This is a genomic window from Bacteroides gallinaceum, assembly GCF_030373775.1.
Taxonomy (GTDB): domain Bacteria; phylum Bacteroidota; class Bacteroidia; order Bacteroidales; family Bacteroidaceae; genus Phocaeicola; species Phocaeicola excrementipullorum.
This window is the reverse complement of the sequence record NZ_JAUDEN010000003.1, coordinates 59,711-86,404: the sequence shown is the minus strand read 5'-3', so window position 1 is coordinate 86,404 and position 26,694 is coordinate 59,711. Positions and strand designations below refer to the sequence as shown.

The window sequence follows — 26,694 nt, the reverse complement described above, 5'->3', positions numbered from 1 at the left end:
AATTTGCCACTAATATACATAATTTCCTTCAGGTATCAAGTCTGAACAAGAATGTTTCATTCCGTTTTCTTCAAGCCGGGTTTCCCGTTCGCCGACATCAAGCCGCGAAGTTCCGCATTCCACTTTAAGCATAACAGGCTTGCCGGCATCAAGCTGCGCCTCAATTGAAACGTTTCCGACAGTCCACTTTCCTTTTCCCGTGCATACGAGCGGGCAAAGATCCGATCCCTTGTCGCTCATCCGGATTACGGTCAGGAAACGCATATTTCTGACCTTTGCGGCATTGCTGAATGAAGCATGATACTGCAGAGGGGTTCCGTTCTTATATTTCTTCTTGAAGTCGACCGCCGGAGAAAAGAACTTGTCGGTCAGTTCCGCACGGAGAGGCACACTGCCAAATACATCGGCGCGTGCAACACTGCGCTCCGTATTCAGCTGCAAAGCCAGCGAATCAGCCAGCGAACTTTTTTCGACCGTATGGAGCAGCATAGTCCACACCGAAGGATTTTCAGCCTGAAGTACATCATACACAACCACGATATCCGGACGGACAAACACCAGATGCCGCTCGTATTTCTTCAATCCCGAATCGCCGAAACCGGAAGCACTGTCCTGGGCTATGCCGTTCTTTTCCAGCAAATCCTTGAACTGGCCGTCCGTCACCGGGCGGTAAGCACGGCTGGCATCGCCGCACACATACGACAGCAAGCGTCCGTGCAGGTGCCTTTTGATCCATCCATAGCCCTCATGACCGAAAGCCTGTCCGCATCCGTTCACCAGAATCGTATTATGTGCGCGCGTATGACGGTATGAAGTCAGCGAATGAGGGTCGGCAAACGACGTATAATAACCCGTCGGATAAAAAAGCCGTTCCCCTTTCCGCGAGATGTTGAAGCTGTTCTGATTGGCGTGCATATGTCCTTTTGCGCCAAAGGGAGAAGACCGGAAAAACACAGCCGTATTTTCTGCGGGATGCAGCACATCCGTATGCATGGCTGCCGCCCCTACGCCGACAAAGACCTTATCCTGAGCAACCGTATCCGGCTCCACCGCATCTTTTGCCGTCAGCCTCACATTATCCACAATCTGATACCAGGGCTCTACTTTCGCCAAAGGCTTTTTCCAATAATCAGCCGGACACTTCCCTCCATAAAAAGAGTCTGCCGGCTTCAAGGAACTGAACAGACGGTAAACGGCTTTCGGATTATTCTCCTCGCAACTGATGACCAGCATCTCAGAACGTCCCTTCAGACTTCCTGTAGCTACGCGGTCGTGCATATCTCCGAATCCGGACACAGGCGAAGCCACAGGAGAAAAATAGATGAAATAGTCGGGCAGGTTACGGTACCATCCCGACTTGAAGATGTCTATCTTCCCTATTTTCTTCAAGAGCAAAGCCATGTCAACGATCGCGCTCTGATTCACGCTATAGTATCCTTCTCCTTCAGCCCATCCGCCATCCTGAGTCGACAGGTTCGGAAAGCGGGCGATAAAGAGCTCGTAGGTGTAGCGCAACATTTCTTCAGCAGATTTCAGATGTCCCAGTGTAGCCAAAGCCGCAGTAAAGTTGCCCGTAATCTCCATCTGCCAGAAATGATTTTCCACCTGACGTGCCTCCGTGTATCCCGGCCAGCGCTTCAGCCCGTCCTTCAACTGGCTGTTGATGACCGCCAGTATCCGCTTCTTCACCTTGTCATCCAGCTTATCATAAAGCATGTCGTATCCCAAGGCCAGCGAAGTCAGCACTTTTGAGCCCAACAGGTCGTAAGTGGGCCATTGTAGCAGAACATCCGTGCGCTCCAGCAAAGCGTCGAGCAGCTCCGGTTTTCCGGAAAGCACATAGCCTTCAAGCAAGGTTCTGTATATTTCGGTTTCCTCCCCTCCTATCTGGTTCAGCCGGCGTTCCTCGGCAGGAATATCACTCTCCACCGGACCACGATACACAGGCTTGACCGCAGCCTGTTCGGCAGCACGGATCATGCGCTTGTACAACGGATGCGAAGGCGCTTCATGCCGGATAGCGTCCAGATTTCTGCCATAGTTCATTACCCTGGGATGGACCTGCGGAATATTCCGGACAAAAGCATCGAAAGCGGGTGTGACCGTTCCTTCCGCATCAGCTTCAACCACAAAAGAAAACACTCCCTGAGGACGCACCTTTCCATTGTCTACAATCTCGTATTTCCAGTACCACACACCGGGTTCAAGCGACCGGTGAGGATTGAAAAAACAATAACGCTGTCCCATGCTCCGCATAGTGGACTCGTCAGAAAACACGGAATCCCGGCTCAAATAAACATTGTAAGTCACATCCTTCTTTTCCCAATACCTCACAGAAGGCCACAACAGAGGAGATGGATTTACAGAAACCGTCACCCCTTTCTGAGGGAAAGGCGATTTCCTCCATTCCTCATAAAGATAGTCGGGCAAAAGCCCGGAAGCCAGCCCCCACTGCACCGCCATGCACAGCAAGGCCAATGATAAAACTCTCTTCATACTCATTGCCTAAACATTAAACCACATTACAAATGCCGAAAATACGGCAGACAATCTCCATCTCCAGCCGAAAGACACATATCTTCAACCTAAAGATATATATCTCCAGCCTAAAGACATACATCCTTAGGCTGGAGATACAGAACAAGTGCTGTTCCAACAGCTTACATAAGGGAAATCACGAAAGATACAAGACTCATCCGCAGAAAAACAGCGAAGCCGCCCCCAAGCATCCGGCACGGTTTCCCAAAGAAGCCGCTACAATGCGCGTGTTGACCGCACTGTCGGGAATAGCATATCTGAATGCACTCTCGCTGACTTTCTTTATATAGAAGTCGCCCGATTCGGACAATCCCCCGCCGACAACGACCAGCTGGGGACTGAATATATTGATGAATCCCGCGATGCCGTGCCCCAAAAAGTCGCAATGCTCGTTGAAGCTTTCCACGGCAATTGCATCATTTTCCTTGTACAAACGCACGATCAGTTCACCGTTAATCTCTTCCGACGGCACCGGAGCTCCTGCTTTTTCAAGACGCTCGCGGAAACGGCGGACCAGCGCCGAGGCCGAAGCATAGTGCTCCAAACACCCCACCGATCCACAGGCACACCGCTCTCCGTCTGCAATCAACGGCACGTGTCCAAGTTCGGTACCCCGGTTTGCATAACCGCCGAACAGCTTCCCATCGATCAGCACCGCACCGCCGATTCCGGTTCCGACGGTCACGAACACGATGTTTCCACAACCTTTTCCGGCACCGAAAGCCATTTCTCCCAGTCCCATCATGTTCGCATCGTTTCCGATTCGCACCGGCAGACCGATTCCCTTCTCTATGATGTCGGCCAGAGGCAGGTTCTCCCATCCGGCCAGATTCTCCGCACCGCCCAGCACCCTGCGTCCCGATGCATCCACAATGCCTGGAGTCCCGATGCCGATGCCTTCAACACGGATGCCGAGATTGGCCGCCGCATCAGCCGCATCCCTTACAGCCTTGCAGATCTGTCCCGTTATCGCTTCGGCCGAAATGTCAGCATACGAGGGCAAACGCCCCTGGCGGTGAAACGTCCCTTCGTTGTCAATCAAGGCATATTTCACGGACGTGCCGCCCAAATCAATTCCGATTACATATCTCTTTTCCATACAAACTCAATCAAACACGTTCCACCCATATCGGAGAACTGAAAGCCCACTGCTGGTCGCGCTGACGGACACGCACGTAATAATAGTCCGTATCTCTTTCAGGCTCCTTGTCCTCCATGTAATGCTCAATCATATAGCAGCTTTCAGGCATGGCGCGGTTGAACAAGATGGCCTCGCTCAGCCATCCGATCATAAAATGCGAGCGCGAGCCTTCCAGCAGCTCGCCCAGCGAATGCTTGAACTGCTTGCCGTTAAAGTCAGCCGTTATGATTCCGTCCTTCGGCATCTCCAGTTCGAGAATAACGGCCTGCGTAGCCGGAGTCAGCGTATTCGGGTTCTTCGACGTATAGAGCAAAAGCTCCGTCTGACGCTCCGATGCCGAGATGATCTTGTTGACATGGGTATGGAACTCCGTTTCACCCTCCTGCGGAGAAGTAAACGCTGCACCGCGGAAACAAGGAGTGACTTTCAGGATGCGTCCCTTGTCGATTGACAGGTTTCCCTTCCAGGTGACATAACGCTCCTCACGGTTCCAGCCGAATTCAACCTTCACTTTGCAGTGTACGGTATCGCCTTCCGGCATAACCGGAGTCATCGGACCGTTCATCCGCGCAAGCAGCCTTCCGTTCTTGACGATGTCGATATAGTCGATGCAGCTCTGCCCCTCTACATTCAGATAAATGCGGCGGCTGTTTCCTCGCACCACATCCCCCATCATCGCGTCATTCAGCCGGAAGTCAATCTTGATATTGTCGCCCGTAGCGCAGCAAACGTGGCGCGTGCGCAAGGCCTCCCATACCGCATCACGGGTCAACGAAGGAGCCAATACCCCCACACGCCCGTCGCCGTAACTTCCCGGATACCCTGAATGCTGGTCGGTAGATCCTATCAATCCGAACTTATGCCCCTGCTCAAGACCGTACAATATAGTGCCTTCCCACTGGCGCGGTCCCATATCATGCAGATACGGATAATCTCCCTGATCCGTTTCGGCCAAGCCATGACGCGAATACATTTCAACAAACGGAGTCTGATTGCCTTCCGTAAAGAACTTCCAGTTATATCCGCGGTAGCCGGTCTGATACCCCATGTGGTGAGGGGTAATGAAAACCTTATGCCCCTTTGCCTTCTGTTTCCAGTCCTCGATCGACGTACATTCTACAAGCGGGGCATTCAAGTCGTAATTCAAGGCCACGTGGTCGCCATGCTCCATGCTGTGCGCCTCATAGCCTATGAAAGTCAGAAACTCTCCCTCCCTGTTATATTCGTTCGTCATCTTTACATACTTGTCATAGCCTCCCGCCCTCAAGCGTTTGAAAGCACCGGTATGATAGTCAATGACCCACGACAGACGCGGATCGTTCCTACCCGGAATGTCCGGCCACATCGCATGAGGTGTCACGCTCACAAAATCAAGCTGCCCTTTGGCAGCCTCGAATGCGTCGCGCATATCGCCGTGCCCATACGTCAGGTTGCAATGATTGTGCAAGTCCCCCCAAAACAGCTTCGTGTTTGTAGGCGACGGCATGATTTTCTTTGCTTCCTTGCTTCCCGGCTTGCATGCGCCGAGCAAACTGCCAGAAGCGGCCAGTCCCAAAAACGACCAGCCCGAAATCTCCAAAAAATGTCTTCTGTCCATGATATCAGATTTTATATAATTACTTTTGTCTATGCTGGAATCTTCTGTCACCTTTGAAAAGCACCTTTTCCTTCTCTTCGGGATCCGTATCGCCATACTGCGTCTGAGTTTCTTTCAGCAGCGACATCATTTCCTGCTGAACTTCCGCATATTCCGGATGTCCGAACACGTTGTTCATTTCATTCGGATCCTTCTTCAGGTCATACATTTCCCACTCATCGATATCATTATAAAAATGTACCAGCTTGAAGTCCCGGGTACGTATGCCGTAATGACGCTTTACGCTATGCTCTGCCGGATATTCATAGTAATGATAATAAGCGGCCTTTCTCCATCCGTCCGGAGTTCTCCCTTCATTTTCAAGAATCGGCTTCAACGATTCGCCCTGAATGTCTTCCGGAATATCTATCCCGGCAAGGTCGAGGAACGTAGGAGCGAAATCCACATTCATGCAAATGGCCGAACTGACCGAACCTGCCTTTATCGCCTTCGGATAACGGACTATCAACGGCATACGCTGGCATTCTTCATACATGAAACGCTTGTCGAACCAGCCGTGCTCGCCCAAGAAGAAGCCCTGGTCGGATGTATAGACAATGACCGTATTGTCAAGTTCCCCCTTGTCTTCAAGGTATTTCAGCAGACGACCGATGTTTTCATCCACAGAAACGACTGTCGCCAAATAATCCCTCATATACTGCTGGTACTTCCAACTGACAAGTTCTTTTCCTTTAAGGTTGCCTCTGCGGTACTCTGCTATTCTTCCCGCATAAACAGAATCCCATTTGTGCTGCACTTCCACAGGCATTCTTCTATACACCTTTGACAGACGGTTGGTTGTGTCTTTCAGAAGCTCTTCCCTCGTCATAAGCTTCAAGTCCCAGTCGTCCGTAAAAGTCCTGGCGAGCGACATGTCCTGTTCCGCCGCAGCGCGCCCCCTGCCGGCATAATCATCAAACAGCGTGGCAGGCTCCGGAAAAACCGTATCGTTGAACATCCCAAGATGTTCCGGAGCCGGCATCCAGTTCCTGTGAGGAGCCTTTTGATGGAACATTACGCAGAAAGGCTTCGACGTATCTCTTCCGTCAAGGAAACGGATTACCTTATCCGTGATGATATCCGTCACATAACCTTTTTCCGTGATGTGTTTTCCGTTCTCGTTGAAATCCGGATCATAATAGTCGCCCTGCTCTTCCTGCCCGGTCAGTATACTCCAATAGTCAAAGCCCTGAGGCTCCGAAATCAGATGCCATTTTCCGATAACAGCGGTTTCATAGCCAGCCTGCTGAAGCAGCTTCGGAAAAGTCTGCTGGCTTCCGTCAAAGGTACTGGCATTGTCTGTAAATCCGTTCACATGACTGAACTTTCCCGTCAGCACACAAGCGCGCGACGGTCCCGACAAAGCATTCACCGCATAGCAATTGTCAAAACGGATACCTTCCTCCGCAATGCGGTCCATATTGGGAGTCTGGATAAGATGGCCTCCATAACATGACATTGCCTGTGTTGTATGGTCATCTGTCATGATGAAAATGATATTGGGCTGTTCTACATGCTCTTTCTGATGGGAAGCACATCCCAAAAGCCCGAGTGTGGCCACACAAAGACTGCCTGATATGTTTTTCATAATTACCGATTTTTCTTAAAAAAAACGAGCGTGCACCGAACTGTGACGGCACACGCTCATCCGTCAATGATTATAAATTGTATTTCAATACCTGTTTCTTGCCGTTCACCTTCACTTCCACTTCAAGCCCTTTCTCATCGAACTTCTTGTTCTTGAACTTGGCAGACATTTCGGGCGCATCGGCACTGTCTTTCATCGGATAGATGACAGTGATGTAGCGTACGGCATCGCCTCCGTCTTTTCTGACATTGAACGAAACATTCATACGCTTCACCTTCTTGCGGTAAGCAGTCGACTGCCACCCCTCTTCTTTCTTCATTGTCATTCCGTCCGGGCCGAAACATTGCAGCTTCATGTTGCTGCCGTTTTCAAACTGAGTGACGAAAGTCATATCCTCACGGCTGTTGGCTATCTTTCCTTTCGGCATCTGATAATGCAGATTCACTACACCTTTGGCACTGCCTGCAGCCTCATCGACAATCACGAAATAAGTGTTGTCGACAAAGAACACCGAACGGCGATGCTTCAGGTTCTTGTAGCCCGGATTTTCTGTCACCAAAGTCTGCACATCTCCATCCGGCTGCCAAAGCTTGGTTACAGACTCTGTCGTTTCCAAGTCCTTGTCGTTCAAGGTCAGCGTATTATGCACCCTTGTCTGGCGGAACCATTTTCTCCATTCCATCACTTCTCCTTCACCGGCGTAAACATACGAACCGGAATCAGGGAACAAGTCTTTTCCGTTGAACCAAAGTTCAAACGTTCCGTTGTCCGGCTGGCAATGCCAGAACCCTTTCGGACCAGCTTTCACAACCATCTGGGTAGCATCCATTCCCCAAGAGTTGCGGAAAACAAAGAAGCCGGATGTCAGGAAACCTTTCGACAGATAAGCAGGCAGTTCGCCTTTCTTTCCCTCCGTTGCAAAATAAAGAATCGCCTTGTTGTCGGGGAAAAGCTTCGCCCATTGCTTGTAGTTCTTTATCATTTCCTTCTTGGTTGTCAGCTTAGCATCGCTGAAACAAGGATTGGTATAGTCCGGGAAGCTGACGTTCATGTAGAACATAATCATATTTTCCACCGTATCCAGATACTTTTTCGGGAACTCGTCACGGAAGCCGTTCATATCTGCCAGATACAAGGCCTTGCAGAAGATATTGATAGCTGCCAGATGATAATGCGGATCAAGTTCAAACTGCCCTCCGTCATCATATACCTGCACACCTATCTCACGATTCAGGATATCTATCCCGCTTTTCCTCCACATCTGAGCATCCTTGAACTCGGGGAAGAAAGTCCCGGCATACATGATGCGCTGCGACTCAAACAACAGGTGGTTTCCCTTGTCAGAGTAGTGTCCGATAAGGTAGTTCGCATGTTTGTAATAATTGAGCAGGAACTCGGTAAGGAATTCCGGCGTAAACGACGGAGAAACGAGGAAAAGCTGGAACTGCGTAGTCTGGTCCTGCAGACGGTTGCTGATTTCCAGCGGACGCCATGCAAAGCGCATGTTCTCGGCATCCCCCTTCAGTTTAGAATCTCCTTTCATTTCAAACTCATCCTTGCTGATTTCCACCAGCGGATTTTTCTTTATCCAGTCGATGTACTGTCTGGTCCATTCTTCCGCATATTTTTCATCACCCGAAATACGGTAAGCCTTCCCCATCGGAGTAAACCATTTGTGACGGTGAAGCTGCCAGCGCAGTTCATTATCCTTTACCGGCCAATAGCGCCAGTCGATGTCTTCTCCGTAATTAAATGAAGGCTGGTATCCCTTATGCGCAAAAAAAGTATGCTGCAAGGCATCGTCCGCCCACTGCTGTTCGGTCTTGCTGATTTTGATGCTTTTCAGATTGATGTCCGGGGTTTTCACACCTGTGCGGGCACGGTAATAATCCAGCAGTTCTTTAGCCGCATCAGCATCTTTTCCTTCATTATGCAAAGCCTTCACCTTTTCCAGTCCGGGATAATCCAGATTAAGCAAAGAAAAGACTTCAGTCTTCAGTTCCTGCGCCATAGCCTGTCCCAAAGCAAAGCATGAAACGACAGCCATCGCCACGGTCTTCAAATTCAGTTTCATAATCATTTAAGATCTTTATAGGTTAGTTTTTTCAGGTCCATATAACGCTTCAGTGCCTCCATATAATAATAATCGGCATAATTCAACGGTGTATCAATTTCTGATCCGTTGGGAAGCGATCCGGTAGAATGCATCAATATAAATCCGCAGTTCTCGCCCGGTTTTGCCAGATAAGCAGGCGATGACAGACTTTTCAGAATCTTTTCGGCATAGTCAAAATATTTCTGTCCGTCGGAAACCATTGTGCTCAGTTCCAGCATTCCGGAAGCGGTAACTGCCGCAGCCGAAGCATCCCTCGGAGTTTCCGGAGTGACAGGAGCATCATAATCCCAATACGGAATGGCATCATCGGTCTTCACCTTATCCATAATCATATCGCCTATATGGCAGGCAAAGTCGAGATAAGTCGAGTCACCTGTTTCACGGAAGCAGGAAGTATATCCATACACAGCCCATGCCTGTCCGCGAGCCCAAGAAGAATCGTCGTTCTTCCCCTGATGAGTCTGCTTCCTTTCTACCGTACCGTCATCGTTGTAGCTCACCACATGCCAGCAGGTGTAGTCCGGACGGAAATGATTGTGCATGGTCGTATTGGCATGTTTTACGGCAATGTCCTTATATTTAGAATCGCGTGTCATCTTGCTGACCGTAAACAAGAGATCCAGATTCATCATATTATCGATAATCACAGGGAAATTCCATGCGCCGAAATCCCACGAACGAATACAGCCGATTGAATCATTATAACGTTTGTACAGATTATCCGCCGTTTCAGTCATGACAGCGGCAATGGTGTCATTCGGAGCCAGACGGCGCGCATTTCCGTAACTGCAGTTCACCATAAAGCCCAGGTCGTGCGTTCCGCCATAATAGCGGACCGGATTCAACTGATTCGTATACTTGACCGCTTCTGTCTTCAGTGAGTCATTGCCCGTCAGTTCATATGCATACCACAGCGTGCCGGGGAAGAATCCGCTTGTCCAGTCATATACATTACAAAGGCGAAGCTTTCCGAGTTTGTCGGCGGCAGGATTTATCCGCAATGAATCTTTAAAAGTAGCGGAATCACGTTCCAATTGACTGCAAAGGAAATCCATTGTATAGCCTGTCCATATTGACCGGGGGAACTTGCCAGTTCCATCAATTTCCTCCGCTGTCTGCATCAGTTGAGCAGAAGCCACATCCAAACTGTTTTTAATCCAACTGTAATCCTCCTTGGGTGCATTCTGACAAGCAGCAAAAGTCAAAGCTGCAGAAGCGAGAATAACAAAATGTCTTTTCATTCGTCTTTTTAAGTTTAATGTTAATAATTGAAGATTCTCCTGTTTCCTTCTATTACAAAGTTAGGCTTTCTGCTGTAAACAACTGACTTCAAATGTCAAAACGACTGTCAGAAAAGCCGGGAGAATCTTCAATTTTGTTGAAATTTATGTCACTTCTGTATTACCAGCCGGGATTCTGCTCAAACTGGGTACACAAGTCCATGTCGCGCTGCGGGATGGGACAAAGTTCGTTTTTGCCTTTCACCGTATAGTTGTAAACCACATAGTTGGCATCCGGCCACCAGTTCATCAACTTGTCATAAGTTTCCTGAATGGTTTCATAATAAATGCCCCAACGTACCAGATCCAGGCGGCGGTGTCCTTCAAACGCCAGCTCATACTTGCGTTCCTTGCGGACAGCCTCACGGAAAGCAGCCTGATCCATTCCTTGTGCAAGGTCATGACTGGTATCATTATAGGCACGGCGGCGCACTTTATTTACTGCCGCATATGCTTCGTCAGTCGGTCCCCCTTTCCATTCATTCAACGCTTCGGCATAAATCAACAGCACATCAGCATAACGGAGCACATACCAGTTTACATTCGACTTATCATCATTAATGACAACATTGGCAGCCTGAGTGTATTTTTCAATATCCCACTTTGCAGGTGTATAATTCTGTTTATACCTTTGTCCGGCATCCGGATTAAGATCATTCTGAGCCGCCACTTCATCCGTAATACTGGATGTTTTTGTCCACAGCACATAGTCATCATTATACTGATAATTAGCGATCGAAAGAGGACGACGGCAGTCATATCCCGGTGTACCGGCTTCCGGTTCATACGTATAAACATTGTTAGTTCCGTCTGTCGTCATACCAATACCATCTTCCGCTCTCCAGTCAAGCACAAATGAATGCACCACTTTATCGTTTGCCGCACAACGTCCTCTCGTACCTGCTATCTGAGTCGCTCTTACCCCATTCCACTTTCCGATACGTCCTACAGGATCGCTGGAAGCACTTGCAGTAGGAGAATAGAAAGAGATCTCAATCAAGCTTTCTGTCGGGTCCCAGATACTGTTGCACGTGTTATACCAAAGCTGTTCAAAATCAGCCAGCAAATCATGCTTTCCTGAATTTATCAACTGACCGGCAATATTGGCAGCCTGCTCCCATTTCGAAGTATCCTGGATGGGATATCCAGCCCATGTTGCATAAACTTTTGCCAGCAAACCCATTGCCGCACCTTTTGAAAAACGAAAATCATTACTTTCACGATAAGTGTCGTCCGTTGCATACGGAAGCGTTTCTATAGCATATTTCAGGTCTGCCTCTATGAACTCATATACCTTCACCGGATCCTCCTGCACAAAGGTAGAGGGATGCTGGTCTGACATGGCCGTACTGGTCATCAATACAATGTTTCCAAAACGGCGCACCAACTCAAAGTTATACAAAGCGCGCAAACAACGGGCTTCCGCCAAATAGATAGCGGCAAGATTCTTGTCATCCTCCGACTCAAAACTTTCCATTTTGACAGACAAACGTTCCAAGAAGTCATTGGCACGGTAAACACCCGTATAAAGGGCCTCCCATGTATTCTGGATATCTGATTGAGTGGTAGGATAAGCATTGGTCGGAACGATACGGAAGTTCTCTGTAGAGCTTCCTTCCACCTGTTCGCAGTCCGTGCCCATATTCAGATAAAAAGACAAGTTCATCCCATAAGTAGCATCAACCGCTCCGGCCTGATATACTCCAAGCAGCACGGTTTCCGCCTCACTCGCGTCGTTCATATAATTGTTCTTTTCGATGTCTACATAATCCTCTTCATCCAAGGAGCATGACGTAGCAACTGTTGTCAGACAAGCAGCAGCAAACAGCATCGTATATAGATATTTCTTTTTCATCGTTCGATTGTTTTTTAGAATTGTAAATCAAGTCCAACAGTAAAGATACGGCTCTTCGGATAAGCTCCCCAGTCAAGTCCCGGAGTCATCGGGTTGCTGGCTGCCATGCTGACCTCCGGATCGTAGCCGCTATAACCGGTGATACAGAACAGGTTCTGTGCCTGAGCATATACACGCAGTTTGGAAACCTTAAATTTCTTCGTCCATTCGCGCGGGAAAGTATAGCCCAATGTCATCGTCTTCAGACGCAAGAATGAACCGTCCTCCACAAAGCGTGAATACACATCATTCGTTATATATCCGTCATATTTCGGCACATTATTTGAAGCATTGGTCGGACTCCAACGGTCTGCCACCTCAGCCAGCATATTCTTACGTCCCAAGCGAGATTGAGTAGCAAACAGTCTGGTTGCATTATACACATCATTTCCATAGTTGAACTGGAACATGAAGCTGAAGTCCACGCCATAGAAATTAAATGTATTGGTGATACCTCCATACCATTTAGGAAGTGCATTGCCGATTACCGTACGGTCATTTGTCGTAATTACTCCATCACCGTCCTGATCTTTGTATTTTACGACTCCCGGTTCCACTCCTTCAGTGTAACGCTGGTTGTCTGTTACTCCCGGCTTCAGAATCAGCTCACCGGTAGAAGCGCTTGTATAGAAGTCATCGCTCTGATAGATTCCGTCAAACTCATAACCGTAAATCAGGCCAAGCGACTCGCCTACCATCGCTACATAGTCGTAAGCCGTAAAGTTACTGTCGAAACCGGAACGTGCATACATGGCATCCACACCGTCAGCAAGAGCCTTCAGCTCATTGCGGATAAACGAAATATTGAAATTGGTCTGCCAAGTGAAATTTTTCCGTTCAATGTTCGAACTTGTAAGGCTAAGTTCTATACCCTTATTCTGTATTTTACCGATGTTCTGCATCTGAGATTCAAATCCAGTTACATGCGCCAACGACTGTGCAAGCAACAGGTCTTTCGTATTCTTGATAAAGAAGTCGGCAGTAACATTCAGGCGGTTGTCAAAGAAACCCAGATCCAGGCCGAGATTCACAGTAGAAGAAGCCTCCCATTTCAGATTGGAGTTCCTCAACTGCTTCGGCGTTAAAACGGTCACAACCTGATTGCCCACGCCATACTTTGTTGTTTCATAGAGGTCGAGTGAAAGGTAATTGGAAATCCGGTCATTACCAACCAATCCCCATCCGAAACGGAGTTTCATGTTTGAAATCCAGTCAATGCCTTTCATGAAGTTTTCTTCCGAAATACGCCATGCAGCAGAGAATGAAGGGAAATATCCCCACTTGTTCTTTGCAGAGAACCGGGTAGAACCATCGGCACGCATTGTCGCCGTCAAGAGATAACGGTCGTTATAATTATAGTTTGCACGGGCAAAGAAAGAAAGCAGCTTATTGTCCGAACGGCTTGAAGTGACACGGCTCGGGGTAGCTCCTACACCAAGATTGTCGTTTCCTAAATTGTCAAACGGGAAATCCATCGACTGCCCCAACAGATATTCTGTACCTCTGAATACAATTTCATGACCAAGCATCACATCGTAGCTGTGCTTCTTGATTTTCTGTTTCCACGTCAAGGTATTGCTGTTTGTCCAACTTACCTCACGAGTCATCTGGCTTTGTCCGTATGGACTCTGACCATTACGGTAAGCCTCCTTGGATCCGTCATGGTAAAAGACATCAGCACGCGTATTGGTCGTACGATACGTTCCTGAAACATTGGCAGTCAAGCCTTTGATAATCTCCCATTTAACAGCTGCGTTTCCCGACCACATTTCAGCTTTCCTATTGTTTGTCACATTTTCTGTCTGCATCACAGGGTTCACCTGCGCCAAACTTTCGCCGCTTTCCAGCAGTTCCGGGTCAATGGCAGTAGCAAGAAACTCTTCGTTCGTCATACGAAGACCTGCAGTAGGACGTGCGGTAAGAATCTGAGCCAACATGTTGAAACGCCCGCTGTCTCCCGATGTACCCTGTCCCCTGCGGTTAGTCATAGAATAGTTCACCTGTGCATTAAACGACAAGCTCTTTGAAAGTTTCTGGTCAAAACGAAGTTTGAAAGTCGTCTTGTCAAAACCACTGTTATTAAAAATACCTTCTTCTACATAACGTGAAAAAGTTCCTGCATACTTGCTCTGATCAGTACCTCCGGTAAGAGATACGCTATGCGACTGCGACCAAGTCGGATTGAACGTTTCATCCTGCCAGTCCACCGGTTCTACACCTATATAATCATCCAACGTCTGATAACGGTAAGGATTGCCATCGTCATCGTTTCCTTCTCTATAATAGGTGTTAAGATACTGTGAGTTGATTTCTCCTTGAAGCTTTACAAACTCATACGGACTGAGCACATCCAGTTTCTTTGAAATATGACGGTAGGTAGCCGATCCGTTATAAGTGACTGTCGGTTTGCTCACCGTTCCCTGCTTGGTAGTAATCAATACCACACCGTTTGCCGCACGTGCTCCATAGATAGCAGAAGAAGAAGCATCTTTCAGCACTTCAATCGATTCAATATCTGCATCTGAAAGGTATTCGATATCATCCACCTGAAAGCCATCCACAATATAAAGCGGAGAAGCGTCGCCCGTCAAGGTTCCCACACCGCGAATGTTGATGTTGAATCCCGAACCCGGCGTTCCGTCAGTCTGCGTGATCTGCACACCAGCCACCTGGCCTGCCAACGCTCCGGCAACCGAGCTGCTCTGATAGCCTATCAAGTCTTCACCGCGGACAGAAGCAACCGATCCCGTCAAATCGCTGCGCTTCATCGAACCATAACCGACAACAACCACTTCATCCAGCAACTTGTTGTCCGGCTCCAGACGAACAGTAATATTATTCTGTCCCTTAAAAGTCATTGTCTTTGTCTGATAGCCGATGTAAGAGAAAGTCAGTTTGTCCCCCACTTTCACTTTCAACGTGAACTTTCCGTCCATATCTGTCACCGTACCTCCCGTTTTTCCGGAAAATGCCACTGTAGCCCCTATCAAAGGCATATCCTGCTCATCAAGCACCACACCGTTCAATGTTTTCTGAGCATACACACAGACTGTAAGAAGCAATGCGCAAAGTGTAAGCGCAAACTTCCGGCCTGTTGAATTTGATAAATGTATATGATTCATAATCGTTTCATTAATTGTTTTTATTATAAAGAAAACGGTTTCAAAATCTCCGGCCCTTTCCGGCATCCTGTCCCTTGATATTCTTCACCTACCGAAAACTTCTCGGAAAGAATATACCGGAGATTTTTTATTTTCTCTTATCAATTTAAACTCTTGTCAAGCCAGATGGCTATAGGACGAATTTCTGTTCCACCATTCACATTATTAATGTTTCCATCAACTGTAAAAGTCATTGTCATCATAAACACGCCATCAGCCCAACCATCGTCATTCCATAAATTCGGATTGACAACAACAGAGTATTTGTTTGAACTTCCTGATGTGTTATCCACATATCCTAATTTCCTAGACAAATTACTATGATCAATATCAGTTCCTCTAAAGAATCCCATGGGATCCTTCGACCCTGTACCTGCACCATAGGTAGTCCACAAATTTGTTAGGAATTGGTTGTCCGCAATAGCACCGCTTTCATGAGGTGTCCCGTCACTTCTCTCACCATTCAAGTTCCAATATTGGGGACTTCTCCGGTAATCTATCAAAAAGTTAGAAGCATCCGCTCCTCCAAGTACCGGCACACTTGAACGACCGCCCAATCTAGGACTTGTACGAGATACGAACGGAGTATATTCTAAAGTGATTCCGTTAACTTCTTTCGCATAATGGAAGAATACAGGTACCACATGCGAGTAAGAGAAATCATCCAATGTAGCCGTTGCTGTCACAAAAATTATCGGCATCTCTCTGGCAAAATTAGCCTCAGTTGTTCCTAAAGTCAGAACCCCAGTGTTACGATCGATACTAATACCTGCAGATTGAAATTTAGCTTCACTACTCCATGTCAAAGTAGCTCCACCATCTGGATTAAAGTCTGTTTTAGGAGCAATAGTTCCCATACTCTGTATTTCGCTAAGACTATGGAAACGGAACTGACTGGCTTCAGTTGTTTCATCCAAGCCCAGATTGTTTCCATATCGGATATAAGTGAAGTAACACGGGTGTTCATCCACATGCAGATTCATTGTTCCGGTAATTTCACCGACAAAATTGCTTGCTTTCACTACAACCGTATAATCACCCGGAGTTATTTCATGCATTTGCGCAGCTGAAATCACGCCGGTTTCCGAATCAATAGACAAATAATCCGCCAGACTTTCATCAAGGTTATCAAATGAATAAACCAATGCAGTCGTACCTCCTTCATATTCCGGAGATGCAGTAAACTCAATAAGACGTTGGGCACTCACGTTGCCATAAGACAAAGATATCGGTGCGCTCACCCAATCTACCACTGTAACCGTCAACGCATCTTCTCCAACGTACACTTCTCCTTCAGCAGAATACGCATTAGTTACGCTAACATCTACCGTATAAACGTCATCAATCACGAAACCATGATCATCGCCAATAGTAATGATTCCGGTTGCTGCATCAATGCTGAACTTAGCCATCGCGCTTTCATCTTCCACACCATTCCTCTTTACTGCAACAATGGCATAGTTCGCACCTTCTGCAGATCCGCGCAAAACAGGAGCTTCGCTGGTGAATCCTCTCATCGGATGTTCTGATGTGCCGTCACCGGCTTCTACATAGCCGTCTGCATAACTTAAGCCGCGCGGAGCAGAAATGACATTCACCTGCAACGCATCCGTATAAATACCCAATTCACTGTTCGCATCAGCCGCACGTGTATTCAACTTCAAATCAATCGTATATACACCGGGAACCAAATTCGTTTCAGTTGCTTCGTCATGTCCTTTCACAATGGAGATTTCTCCCGTTTCCGATATAGCAAAAAGCGGATTAGCCGTATTGTCATAAATCACATCCCCACGGCGCACGTTGGATATGGCATACCCTGTGATGGTTATATGCTCTGCAGAGTTATCCGTTGTTACTTGCGCTGTCGGCATTTCTGCTTCGCTGTTTGCATCAAGAATATCATTGTAATCAGCGGTCAACAGATTCGGCTCAACTACAATTCCGTCAGGGACAGGCTTCAGGAAATTCACTTCCACAATATCCGGGAATGAATAAAAACTTCCGGCCGACATGCACGACACAGAGATACGATAGGTGCCAACGGCAATATTTTCCGTATTTCTGACCTCTATCGACCCCACAGCCGCATCAATAGTAAAGCAATCACCCGTATATGCCTCGTTTTCGTCACCGAATGTAATTCCGGTAATGGCAAAATCATAGGGAGCCGACCCTTTATAAGAAGGGCTTGCGATTACACCCGTCATGGAAGGGCCGATATCAGTCAGGCTGGTATAATGCAACGCAAACCCAGACTTATCGACAGTTTCCGTATCCTCACAGGAGGAAAAAGTCACCGCTGTAAAGACAAACATCAGGATTGCCATAAATCCCGATGAGATGTGTTGATGTTTCAGTCTCATTGTATTAAAATGTTTGTTAATGAATTTCGTTATTACAATGTATATGAAAGGTCGTAAGTTTCACCATTCGCCGTTACTTTCACACAGGCACCTACAGGATTACCGTTTGACTCCTGCACATCCGTAAACTGCGCATCAAACGTCATTCCATCATTGTATTGTCCATCGATCGGATAAATAACCGAAACGAAACGAGTTGTTCCATTCTGCACCTTTCTTGTTGTAATCTGATAACCTGTACGGTCTCCACTTTCCTGCCCTTGGTCATTGGAATACTTAGTTTCCAATTTCTTCACGCTGAAATCACTGGCATTCTTCGGCGGTTCCTGCAAGAATGTTCTGACAAGCATGTTATTACCGTCATCAAACTTTGTATACATCCCAGACTGATAATCGTCTGCCAAATCTTGAAACACTACGTTAGTTCCATCGGCACCTTTTATGTGGAAATTAAGTTTCACTTTATCCTTGCTTGTGCCATAGACCTCATCTACCAACACAAAGAATTTCTTCTGCACAAAAAATACTGTGCGACGGTGTGTAATCCCTTCATAAGAGTTATTTTCGGTCACAAGGACATCCGTGTTATCAGAAGTTGTTTCCAACTTCAAAAGTTTTCCCAGCCGATGTCCAGCCTCAATATTATCATCGAAACGAGTCATCGTGTTATGCATGAGTGTACGACGATACTCCGCACGTTTGGTGTTATTATAGCCTTCATCGTATGCAAAACACCCGGCATCCGGAAAGAAGCTCCGCCCCTTACGATAAATTCCGAAAGTGCCGTTATCCGGCTGGCAATGCCAATGGTCTTCCGGATCATAATTGTTCTTCAGCACCATCATCAAATCATTCTTCGTCCATCCGCTACGCAAAATATAATATCCGCTAGTCTTATACGCCTTTGTCAGATAAGACGGCACCGTACCGCTTTTTCCTTTCGTTGCCATCCACTCAAGTTCCCTATCTTCAGGGAACAATTTGGAATAATCATTCAAACGGCTGGATATAGCTGTTCTGAAACGTGCCGAACGTGTGTCATTAAAGTTATCAATCGCATAATTATTTGTTTCTTCAGACAAATAAGTCATGTCTTTGACAAAATTCATGGATGCCTTCAGTCTTGTCAGACAATCATCACGCAATGGTATTGACTTTCCATTCGATTGTGCCACCTGCGCCAAATTATACACAGAAAGAAAATCTGAAACAGCTGCAATATGGTAAGAAAAGTCCAACTCAGCATGGACACCATCATCAAGGAACTGCTTGTCAAGCTCTTCATTCAGAATCTGACATCCCTCATCGACCCACGCTTCGGAGTTCTTGAATTCGGGCATCAGTACACCAGCCGTAGCCACGGCCTGAGCCTGTGTAATACGAATATTACCTTCTATGTAATAATTCAAACGAATCATTTCGACATGATCTGCAAACATATTCAAGAAAGTCGTCAACCACTCAGGCGTAAAATTATCCGAATAAATAAAGTAAGGTAAAATATTGGTCTGCGTCAGCACACGCTCCGCCGTTTGAAGCCCTTTCCACTGATAAGTGTCCGAGGGATCCATATCGTCTATTTTAGGATTTTCAAAAGACACATTTGGACACGGAAAAGCATTCATCCAGTCTTGATATACCTCTATCCATGAACGGACGTATTCCTCATTCCGGCTTATACGATAAGCTTTGGCCTGAGGCTCCATCCATTGGTGCCTGTGGGTCTGATAGCGAAACTCACGCCCCGTATTTTCCGGTTCCATGTTCCAATTAATGTTCCCATCCGCATCGTCAAATAGATAATAAGTATCATCTTCGTCCAAATGATCCTTATCCACATTTCCCGTCCCTTCATCTTCCACAAAAGACGCACTGCGAAAACGATGCTCCAAAGCCTGGTCAGCAATCCGCTGGTCGGTCGCAGAAATCGAAGGAGTTATCAGGTCTACTTCCGGATTGGATATGTTCCGGTTGCGGTAATAGTCTAATAAAGCAAGAGCGGCATAATACTGCTCATCTGCTTCATAGTGCTGTTTCACTTTTTCCAGACCTGGATAATCAAGATTGAGTTTGGCAAACACATCTCCTGTCACCACATCGTTCGGTTTGTTCTCGGGAGTGATTACCGGCTCCGCAATTTCTCCACCACTAAAAACATCCTCATCATCGGTGCAAGCCGTCAAAGCCAAAAACCCGAACAGATACAAAAACTGTTTTTTCATAATAGTTTTATTGGTTAATAAATCATTTAATTCTTATGATACAAATTTAGATTTAATAAAACCTTCATCTCCATCGGTTTGTATTTGTTTTAGACAAATATGTATTCACAATATCAATTTTGTTTTAAAGGCTGTCACTTTTGTTGAAGCAAAATGAAAAATATCATCTTTTATACAAAAAAACGCACCAATTATACCTCCTATTTCATTTCTAAGACAATATAAAAAAACAACGCCGGAAAAAGTTCAAGGCCTCACAGACAAAACGGCAGAAACGGATTTGCCTGCCACTGACCACTCCATCCCGACGAGAAAAATCCACATTATTATCCCCTCAGCATTAGGCACAATGACAAACATCCATTATATTTGCAGAAAGACTCAACATTTAACTTTAAAAACACACAACCATGAAAAAAAGCTTTTTATTGGGCGGCATCTTCGTCCTTTCACTATGGGGCACTTCATGCCAACAGCCTGCGGCAACCGCCGACTACCGGATTGTACCTTGTCCGCAGCAAATAGACACAACGGCAAACAAGGGTGAATCGTTTGTTCTAAACAGCCGGACGAAAATCGTTTATCCGGAAGGCAACGAAAAAATGGGACGAAACGCACAGTTCCTGTCTGAATACATCAGCAAAATGGTGCATTTGAATCTTCAGACCACAACTGAAGCGAAAGACAACAACGTCATACTGCTGCAAATCGGCCTTGAATCTGATAATCCGGAAGCATACTCACTGAAAGTAACTCCTGACCAGATAATCATTCAAGGAGCCTCGGAAGCCGGAACATTCTACGGAATACAGACATTGCGCAAAACGCTTCCGGCAAGCGAAAAGAAAAGCAACGTGGAATTTCCATCCGCAACAATAGAAGACAGTCCACGCTTCGGATACAGAGGAGCACACTTCGATGTAGCTCGCCATTTCTTTACAATCGAAGAAGTAAAAGAATATATTGACATGATGGCTCTCCACAACATGAACCGCCTGCACTGGCACATCACTGATGACCAAGGATGGAGAATCGAAATAAAAAAATATCCCAAACTGACGGAAGTGGGTTCGCAACGTGAAGAAACGCTGATCGGACATGCGAGCGAAAGGCCGGAGCGCTTCGACGGAAAGCCCTATGGAGGATTCTACACACAGGAAGAAGCCAAAGAAATCGTGGCGTATGCAGCAGAGCGTTACATCACAATCATTCCAGAAGTCGATCTTCCCGGACACATGCAGGCTGCCCTGACTGCTTATCCGGAGCTTGGCTGCACAGGAGGCCCGTATAAAGTATGGACTAAATGGGGAATATCCGAAGAAGTTCTATGCGCCGGCAATGACAAGGTGCTTCAGTTCCTCGACGACGTATTCACCGAAATCATGCAGGTATTCCCGGCACAATACATCCATATCGGCGGCGACGAATGTCCGAAAGTGCGCTGGGAAAAATGCCCCAAATGTCAGGCACGGATCAAGGCAGAAGGCATCAGAAGCGACAAAACCCATACAAAGGAACAGTATCTTCAGACATTCGTAATGCAGCACGTGGCTTCTTTCCTTGAAAAACACGGAAGAAAAATAATCGGCTGGGACGAAATGCTGGAAGGAAACGCAATACCCGGAGCAACCATCATGTCGTGGAGAGGAGAAAAAGGCGGCATCCAGGCTGCTCAAAGCGGACACGATGTGATCATGACACCCAACACTTATCTCTATTTTGATTATATGCAAAGTAAAGACAAGGAAAATGAACCGCTGGGAATAGGCGGCTATATCCCGGTCAAGAAAGTATATGAATACAGTCCGATACCGGAGTCACTCTCCGTTGAAGAAAGCAAGCACATCATCGGTGTACAGGCCAACCTGTGGACGGAATATATCGCGACGTTCGACCATGTACAATACATGGTTCTTCCACGCTGGGCTGCCTTGTCAGAAAACCAGTGGACTTGTTCATCCCATAAGAACTACCGTGATTTCCTGAACCGGCTGGAAGCGCTGATGCGAGTGTACAAGGCAGAAGGATATAATTTTGCCAAACACGTTCTGAGCGATCCGGACTTCCCCCAACAGCCGCAGGCTGAAGAAATGGAATAAACATATTTCCCAACAGAAAGAGGTGTGCCGAATGAAAGGCTGATTTTCATTTCGGCACACCTCTCAAAGAAATCTCAGGAAATCACAGACCAGTTTACATTTTTCTTGCGCAGCTCTCTTAGCTGCCTCCATACAATGGCATTTTCCGGACGTTCTCCGTTGGGATCAGAGTCAAGCAGTCTTTCGGCTATATCACGCACATATTGCAGAAGCTGGCCATCCTTGGCTATATCAGCGACCTTCAAGTCAAAAGCCACGCCGCTCTGTTGCGTCCCTTCCAGATCGCCGGGCCCGCGCAATTTCAGATCAGCCTCCGCAATCTCAAAGCCATCGTTTGTCTGCACCATGATTTCAATGCGCTTCCGCGTGTCTTCCGTAAGCTTATAGCCGGTCACCAGAATGCAGTAAGACTGATCCGCACCCCGTCCCACACGCCCGCGCAACTGGTGAAGCTGGGACAGCCCGAACCGTTCGGCATTCTCAATCACCATTACAGATGCATTCGGAACATTCACTCCGACTTCTATCACCGTTGTAGCCACCATGATCTGCGTTTCATTCCGCAGAAAACGCTGCATCTCTTCATCTTTTTCCACCGGCTTCATCTTGCCATGCACCTTGCTCACTTTATACTCCGGAAATGCCTCGCAAATATGCAGATAGCCGTCCTCCAAGTTCTTGATATCCATCTTTTCGCTTTCCTGAATCAAGGGATACACTACATAAACCTGCCTCCCCTCCTGTATTTGCTTCCGCATGAAAGCATACATACTGGCACGACGGTTGTCGAACTGGTGAACAGTCTGTATCGGCTTTCTTCCGGGGGGCAGTTCATCGATAACAGATACATCAAGGTCGCCATAAAGCGTCATTGCCAGCGTGCGGGGAATAGGGGTGGCCGTCATCACCAGCACATGGGGAGGCGAAACATTCTTAGCCCACAGTTTGGCGCGCTGAGCAACGCCGAAGCGATGCTGCTCGTCTATCACGACAAGACCAAGCGAAGAGAACCCCACCGTATCCTCTATCACCGCATGGGTGCCTATCAGGATATGCACGTCACCTGTCAGCAGGTCGCGCAGAACCGTTTCCCGCCTTTTCCCTTTAATGCTGCCTGTAAGCAGTTCCACCCGCACATCCATTCCGGCAAGGAAACGCGTGATGGTTTCATAATGCTGAGTTGCAAGAATTTCCGTAGGAGCCATCATACAGGCCTGATAACCGTTGTCCAAGGCTATCAGCATGGTCATCAAGGCAACAAGCGTCTTTCCGCTCCCCACATCCCCCTGCAACAGGCGGTTCATCTGACGGCCGCTGCGCATGTCTTGCCTCATTTCCTTTATCACCCGCTTCTGCGCACCAGTCAGTTCAAAAGGCAGGTTCTTTGAATAGAATGTATTGAAAATCTCTCCCACCCGGCCAAACACCAGACCGCGGAACTTGTTTCTCCGCTCTTTCGTATACCGCAGGATATTCAACTGTACGTAAAAGAGTTCTTCGAACTTCAGACGATAACGCGCCTTGCGAAGAAATTCCGGATTACGCGGGAAATGAATATTATGCAACGCATCAGTCAGCGGCATCAAATGATAGGCGGCCACCAGCGACGGACTGAGCGTTTCATCAAATGCGTCTTCTTTCAGCAGGGCAAAAAGATTCTTCATCAGTTTCTGGACGGCATGTGAGTTCAGGCTGTGACGCTTCATCTTCTCCGTTGTATTATAATACGGTTCAAGCCCCATCTCGCTCAGCTTCAGGTCTGCCGCAGGATCAATGTCCGGATGCGCCACATTGATGCGTCCACTAAAGACAGTAGGCTTGCCGAACACGATGTACTCTTCGTTAGCCTTATACTTCCCTTCAATGTATTTCAACCCCTGAAACCACACCAGATCTATCACGCCCGTGCCGTCGGTAAAATGCCCCACCAGCCTCCGCTGGCGTCCTTCTCCAAACGTTTCAAAGCTCAAGATACGTCCACGCAACTGGATATAAGGCATATTTCCGTCAATCTCCCGAATCAGATACAGACGGCTTCTGTCTACATACTTATACGGGAAATAATACAGCAGATTCTTGAAAGAACATATACCCAGTTCTTTGTTCAGAACAGCCGCACGCTGAGGTCCTACCCCCTGCAAGAACTTTATGTCGCGTGTAGATAGATCAATCATCAGTCTTTTATGAGTGCCTCCGCCATTTTCAGATCAAAAGGAGTGGTCAGCTTGATGTTCTCCCGGTTGCCCGGAACCAGATACACCGGATGCCCCAATGCTTCGACCACAGAAGCATCGTCTGTGAATTGGGGAACATAATCCTGAGCGTATGCCTGCTTCAAAAGTTTCACTGCAAAAACCTGGGGAGTCTGCACAAGCCTGTAATCGCTGCGAGGAACCGTTTCGCTTCCTCCGTCCGGCAACAGACGGCGCACTGTTTCCACCACATCTATGACCGGAACAACGGCCTCCCTGCTTTCAGCCTGACGATAACACTCCGCTATCACCTCGGCCGATACAAACGGACGCACACCATCGTGTACACCCACCAGACCTTCTTCGCCAGGAATCAGTTCCAACCCGTTTTTCACCGAATGGAAGCGCGTTTCTCCCCCTGAAGCAACCTTATGCGGAACATGAAAGCCATGTTCCGCACACAAATGCTTCCAGCAGGACTGCTGTTCTTCCGGAAGCACCACAATCAGTTCCATCCCCTTGTTACAGGAATAAAACGCTTCAAGCGTACGCATAAGAACCGGCTTGCCCTTCACAGAAAGAAACTGCTTGGGCACACTGCCCCCCATGCGTACACCTTTGCCACCTGCAACAACTATCAGGTATTTTTTCATCAGGCAAACAGCATTCCCGATTTAACTTCTTGCGCCTTTGACTCTCCCGCAAGCTTTGCCAGCAAAGCGAAGCCAAACTCAGCAGCTGCAGCCGGGCCTTTGCCAAGGATGAAATTATCACATGCTTCTACCATGTTGCCTGTATATTCAGCCCCTTCCAGGTATTTGTCGAAGCCGGGATAGCAAGTAGCCTTCTTGCCTTTCAGCAGTCCGCGTTTTCCATATACCATCGGAGCCGCACAAATAGCAGCCAACGGCTTGTTTGCTGAAGCAAAATCCATGATCAGTTTGCCCAGTCCTGCATGAGCGTCCAGATTGGCAGCTCCCGGCAGTCCGCCCGGCAATACAACCATCTCCACGTCATCCTCTTTCAGGTCTTCAAACAACATATCCGCAACTACAGGAACAGCATGCGCACCTGCAACCGTCCTGTTTCCCGTAACGGAAACCGTCTTCACACTCAGTCCGCCACGACGCATGATGTCTAACGGCAACAATGCCTCAGATTCTTCGAATCCTTCTGCCAAAAAAATACAAACTGCTTTCATATTCATATGTTTATAAGATTCTACAATTCTACTTCAGCTTGAAATAATACGTTATTGTTCCGCTTTGGTTGTCCACTCCGTCAACCGCATTAAAGCGTGCTTTTTGGGCAGCCTCCAGCGCAGCCCGGCGCAAAGCCGGATTCACCGTATTGGTACGCTTGTTGATGCTTGTGCGAATAACCGCCCCTTCGGGATTAACAACGATAGTCACCACCACGCGGCCTTCATCCTGAACATTATAGACAGGCACCGGCAATGCGCCTGTACCCAGCGAACGCCCCTGAAGGTCATACACTCCGATTCCGCCGGTTCCCGAAGGCTTCCCTTCGCTGCTGTTTCCTGCCGCACTTCCCTGACGGTGCGTCCCGTGTCCGTCGCCCGCAGCCCCCATCTTCGAGCCTTTGCCGAAAGCCCCGGCTATCTTGTTTGCAGCGGCCTGCGCCATGGCACGTTCCGCCTCGGCACGCTTTTCGGCTTCAGTCTTCTCCTTCGGCTTCTTCACAGCCTCAGTTTCAGGCTCTTTCGCTTCCTCTTTTTTCTTTTCGGTTTCCTTTTCAACCTTCATGGGCGAGTCGTCCTCCTGCGAAATCATCGGACGGTCGTCCACTTCCGCTTCACTTGCCTCTTCCGGGGCAGGCATCACATCCACTTCAGTCAGCGAATAAGCCTCTTCCTCCCCCGTTCCCGATTCCGCATCGCCGAGCATAACAGGCACACCACCTTCTTCCTGCTCCTGCGGAACAGAAAACTTCAGAAGGAAAAGCAGCGCCAGCACAGCCAAATGAAGCGCCGCCGTACATACGACTCCCGTTACCTTGCTTCGTTTCATTCCGGTCATTTACTCTTGTCCGGCCGCCTTGTGGCCAGCACCATCTTAAAGTGATTTTCGTTTGCAATATTCAGCACATGCACTATTTCCCTATACGGTATCGACTCGTCGGCATAAAGAGCCACATACATTTCCGGCTCCTTTTGCGCGCATTCCTGCAGAAAAGCAGTCAGTTCGTCTACCCCGAGCGGCATTTCATCTTCGTTGCCGAACGCTCCGTAATAGTTGAGGTTCTTGTCGATGATTACCCTCGCCATCGGTTTGGCCGACGTCTGTTCAGAGCCTTGAGGCAGAAGCACCTTGATGGCATTCGGCGAAACCATTGTCGAAGTAATCATGAAAAATATCAGCAGCAGGAAAATGAGGTCCGTCATGGACGACATATTGAACACTGGCGATATTTTTTGTCTTCTTTTCAATGACATACTTCA

General features: G+C 47.7%; 15 protein-coding genes and 1 pseudogene. 1 reads left to right on the top strand and 15 read right to left on the bottom strand.

The features are described 5' to 3' along the window. Positions 1–9: 9 nt before the first annotated feature. The 10 genes from QUW60_RS02690 to hepC (QUW60_RS02645) all read right to left on the bottom strand — a co-directional run bounded on the left by QUW60_RS02690 (position 10) and on the right by hepC (QUW60_RS02645) (position 19,942). Positions 10–2,496: a DUF4962 domain-containing protein gene (locus tag QUW60_RS02690; protein WP_258337846.1), complete on the bottom strand. Its 2,487-nt coding sequence runs from the start codon at positions 2,494–2,496 to the stop codon at positions 10–12. A 196-nt stretch (positions 2,497–2,692) separates the two neighbouring features. After that, positions 2,693–3,637: an ROK family protein gene (locus QUW60_RS02685; RefSeq protein ID WP_289558348.1), complete on the bottom strand. Its 945-nt coding sequence runs from the start codon at positions 3,635–3,637 to the stop codon at positions 2,693–2,695. Between the two features lie 10 nt (positions 3,638–3,647). Continuing rightward, entirely contained in the window at positions 3,648–5,276 is a 1,629-nt protein-coding gene (locus QUW60_RS02680; RefSeq protein ID WP_289558347.1) for a CehA/McbA family metallohydrolase domain-containing protein, read from the bottom strand. 19 nt (positions 5,277–5,295) lie between these two features. Continuing rightward, positions 5,296–6,903 (bottom strand): sulfatase family protein, encoded by a 1,608-nt coding sequence (locus QUW60_RS02675; protein ID WP_258337849.1) that lies wholly within the window; start codon positions 6,901–6,903, stop codon positions 5,296–5,298. 70 nt (positions 6,904–6,973) lie between these two features. Then, complete coding sequence (hepC, locus tag QUW60_RS02670; protein WP_434736836.1) at positions 6,974–8,950, bottom strand: heparin-sulfate lyase HepC; 1,977 nt, start codon at positions 8,948–8,950, stop codon at positions 6,974–6,976. A gap of 29 nt (positions 8,951–8,979) precedes the next feature. Beyond that, complete coding sequence (locus QUW60_RS02665) at positions 8,980–10,260, bottom strand: DUF4995 domain-containing protein (RefSeq protein ID WP_289558345.1); 1,281 nt, start codon at positions 10,258–10,260, stop codon at positions 8,980–8,982. A gap of 160 nt (positions 10,261–10,420) precedes the next feature. After that, positions 10,421–12,154 carry a RagB/SusD family nutrient uptake outer membrane protein gene (locus QUW60_RS02660; RefSeq protein WP_434736833.1) on the bottom strand — a complete coding sequence of 578 codons (1,734 nt, stop codon included), beginning with the start codon at positions 12,152–12,154 and terminating at the stop codon, positions 10,421–10,423. A 14-nt stretch (positions 12,155–12,168) separates the two neighbouring features. After that, positions 12,169–15,315, bottom strand: coding sequence for a SusC/RagA family TonB-linked outer membrane protein (locus tag QUW60_RS02655; protein WP_289558344.1), 3,147 nt, complete (start codon positions 15,313–15,315; stop codon positions 12,169–12,171). Positions 15,316–15,455: 140 nt separating this feature from the next. Then, positions 15,456–17,720, bottom strand: a complete 2,265-nt coding sequence (locus tag QUW60_RS02650) for a surface glycan-binding family protein (protein ID WP_289558343.1) — start codon at positions 17,718–17,720, stop codon at positions 15,456–15,458. 32 nt (positions 17,721–17,752) lie between these two features. Beyond that, entirely contained in the window at positions 17,753–19,942 is a 2,190-nt protein-coding gene (gene hepC, locus QUW60_RS02645; RefSeq protein WP_289558342.1) for a heparin-sulfate lyase HepC, read from the bottom strand. Positions 19,943–20,352: 410 nt separating this feature from the next. On the opposite strand from hepC (QUW60_RS02645), the pseudogene QUW60_RS02640 reads away from it, so the two are divergent. Beyond that, positions 20,353–21,990 (top strand): annotated as a pseudogene (locus tag QUW60_RS02640) (beta-N-acetylhexosaminidase); the annotation flags it as partial. 125 nt (positions 21,991–22,115) lie between these two features. Here QUW60_RS02640 and recG read toward each other — a convergent pair. The 5 genes from recG to QUW60_RS02615 are packed head-to-tail and all read right to left on the bottom strand — an operon-like array spanning position 22,116 to position 26,688. Continuing rightward, positions 22,116–24,215: an ATP-dependent DNA helicase RecG gene (gene recG / locus QUW60_RS02635; protein ID WP_289558341.1), complete on the bottom strand. Its 2,100-nt coding sequence runs from the start codon at positions 24,213–24,215 to the stop codon at positions 22,116–22,118. Continuing rightward, positions 24,215–24,886, bottom strand: coding sequence for a 2-C-methyl-D-erythritol 4-phosphate cytidylyltransferase (locus QUW60_RS02630; RefSeq protein WP_289558340.1), 672 nt, complete (start codon positions 24,884–24,886; stop codon positions 24,215–24,217). The genes recG and QUW60_RS02630 overlap by 1 nt, the downstream gene beginning before the upstream one ends. Further along, positions 24,886–25,434: a DJ-1 family glyoxalase III gene (locus QUW60_RS02625; protein ID WP_289558339.1), complete on the bottom strand. Its 549-nt coding sequence runs from the start codon at positions 25,432–25,434 to the stop codon at positions 24,886–24,888. The genes QUW60_RS02630 and QUW60_RS02625 overlap by 1 nt, the downstream gene beginning before the upstream one ends. A gap of 28 nt (positions 25,435–25,462) precedes the next feature. Further along, positions 25,463–26,263 carry an energy transducer TonB family protein gene (locus tag QUW60_RS02620; protein ID WP_258337858.1) on the bottom strand — a complete coding sequence of 267 codons (801 nt, stop codon included), beginning with the start codon at positions 26,261–26,263 and terminating at the stop codon, positions 25,463–25,465. 5 nt (positions 26,264–26,268) lie between these two features. Next, on the bottom strand, positions 26,269–26,688 hold the full coding sequence (locus QUW60_RS02615; protein ID WP_289558338.1) for an ExbD/TolR family protein: 420 nt from the start codon (positions 26,686–26,688) through the stop codon (positions 26,269–26,271). Positions 26,689–26,694 lie beyond the last annotated feature (6 nt).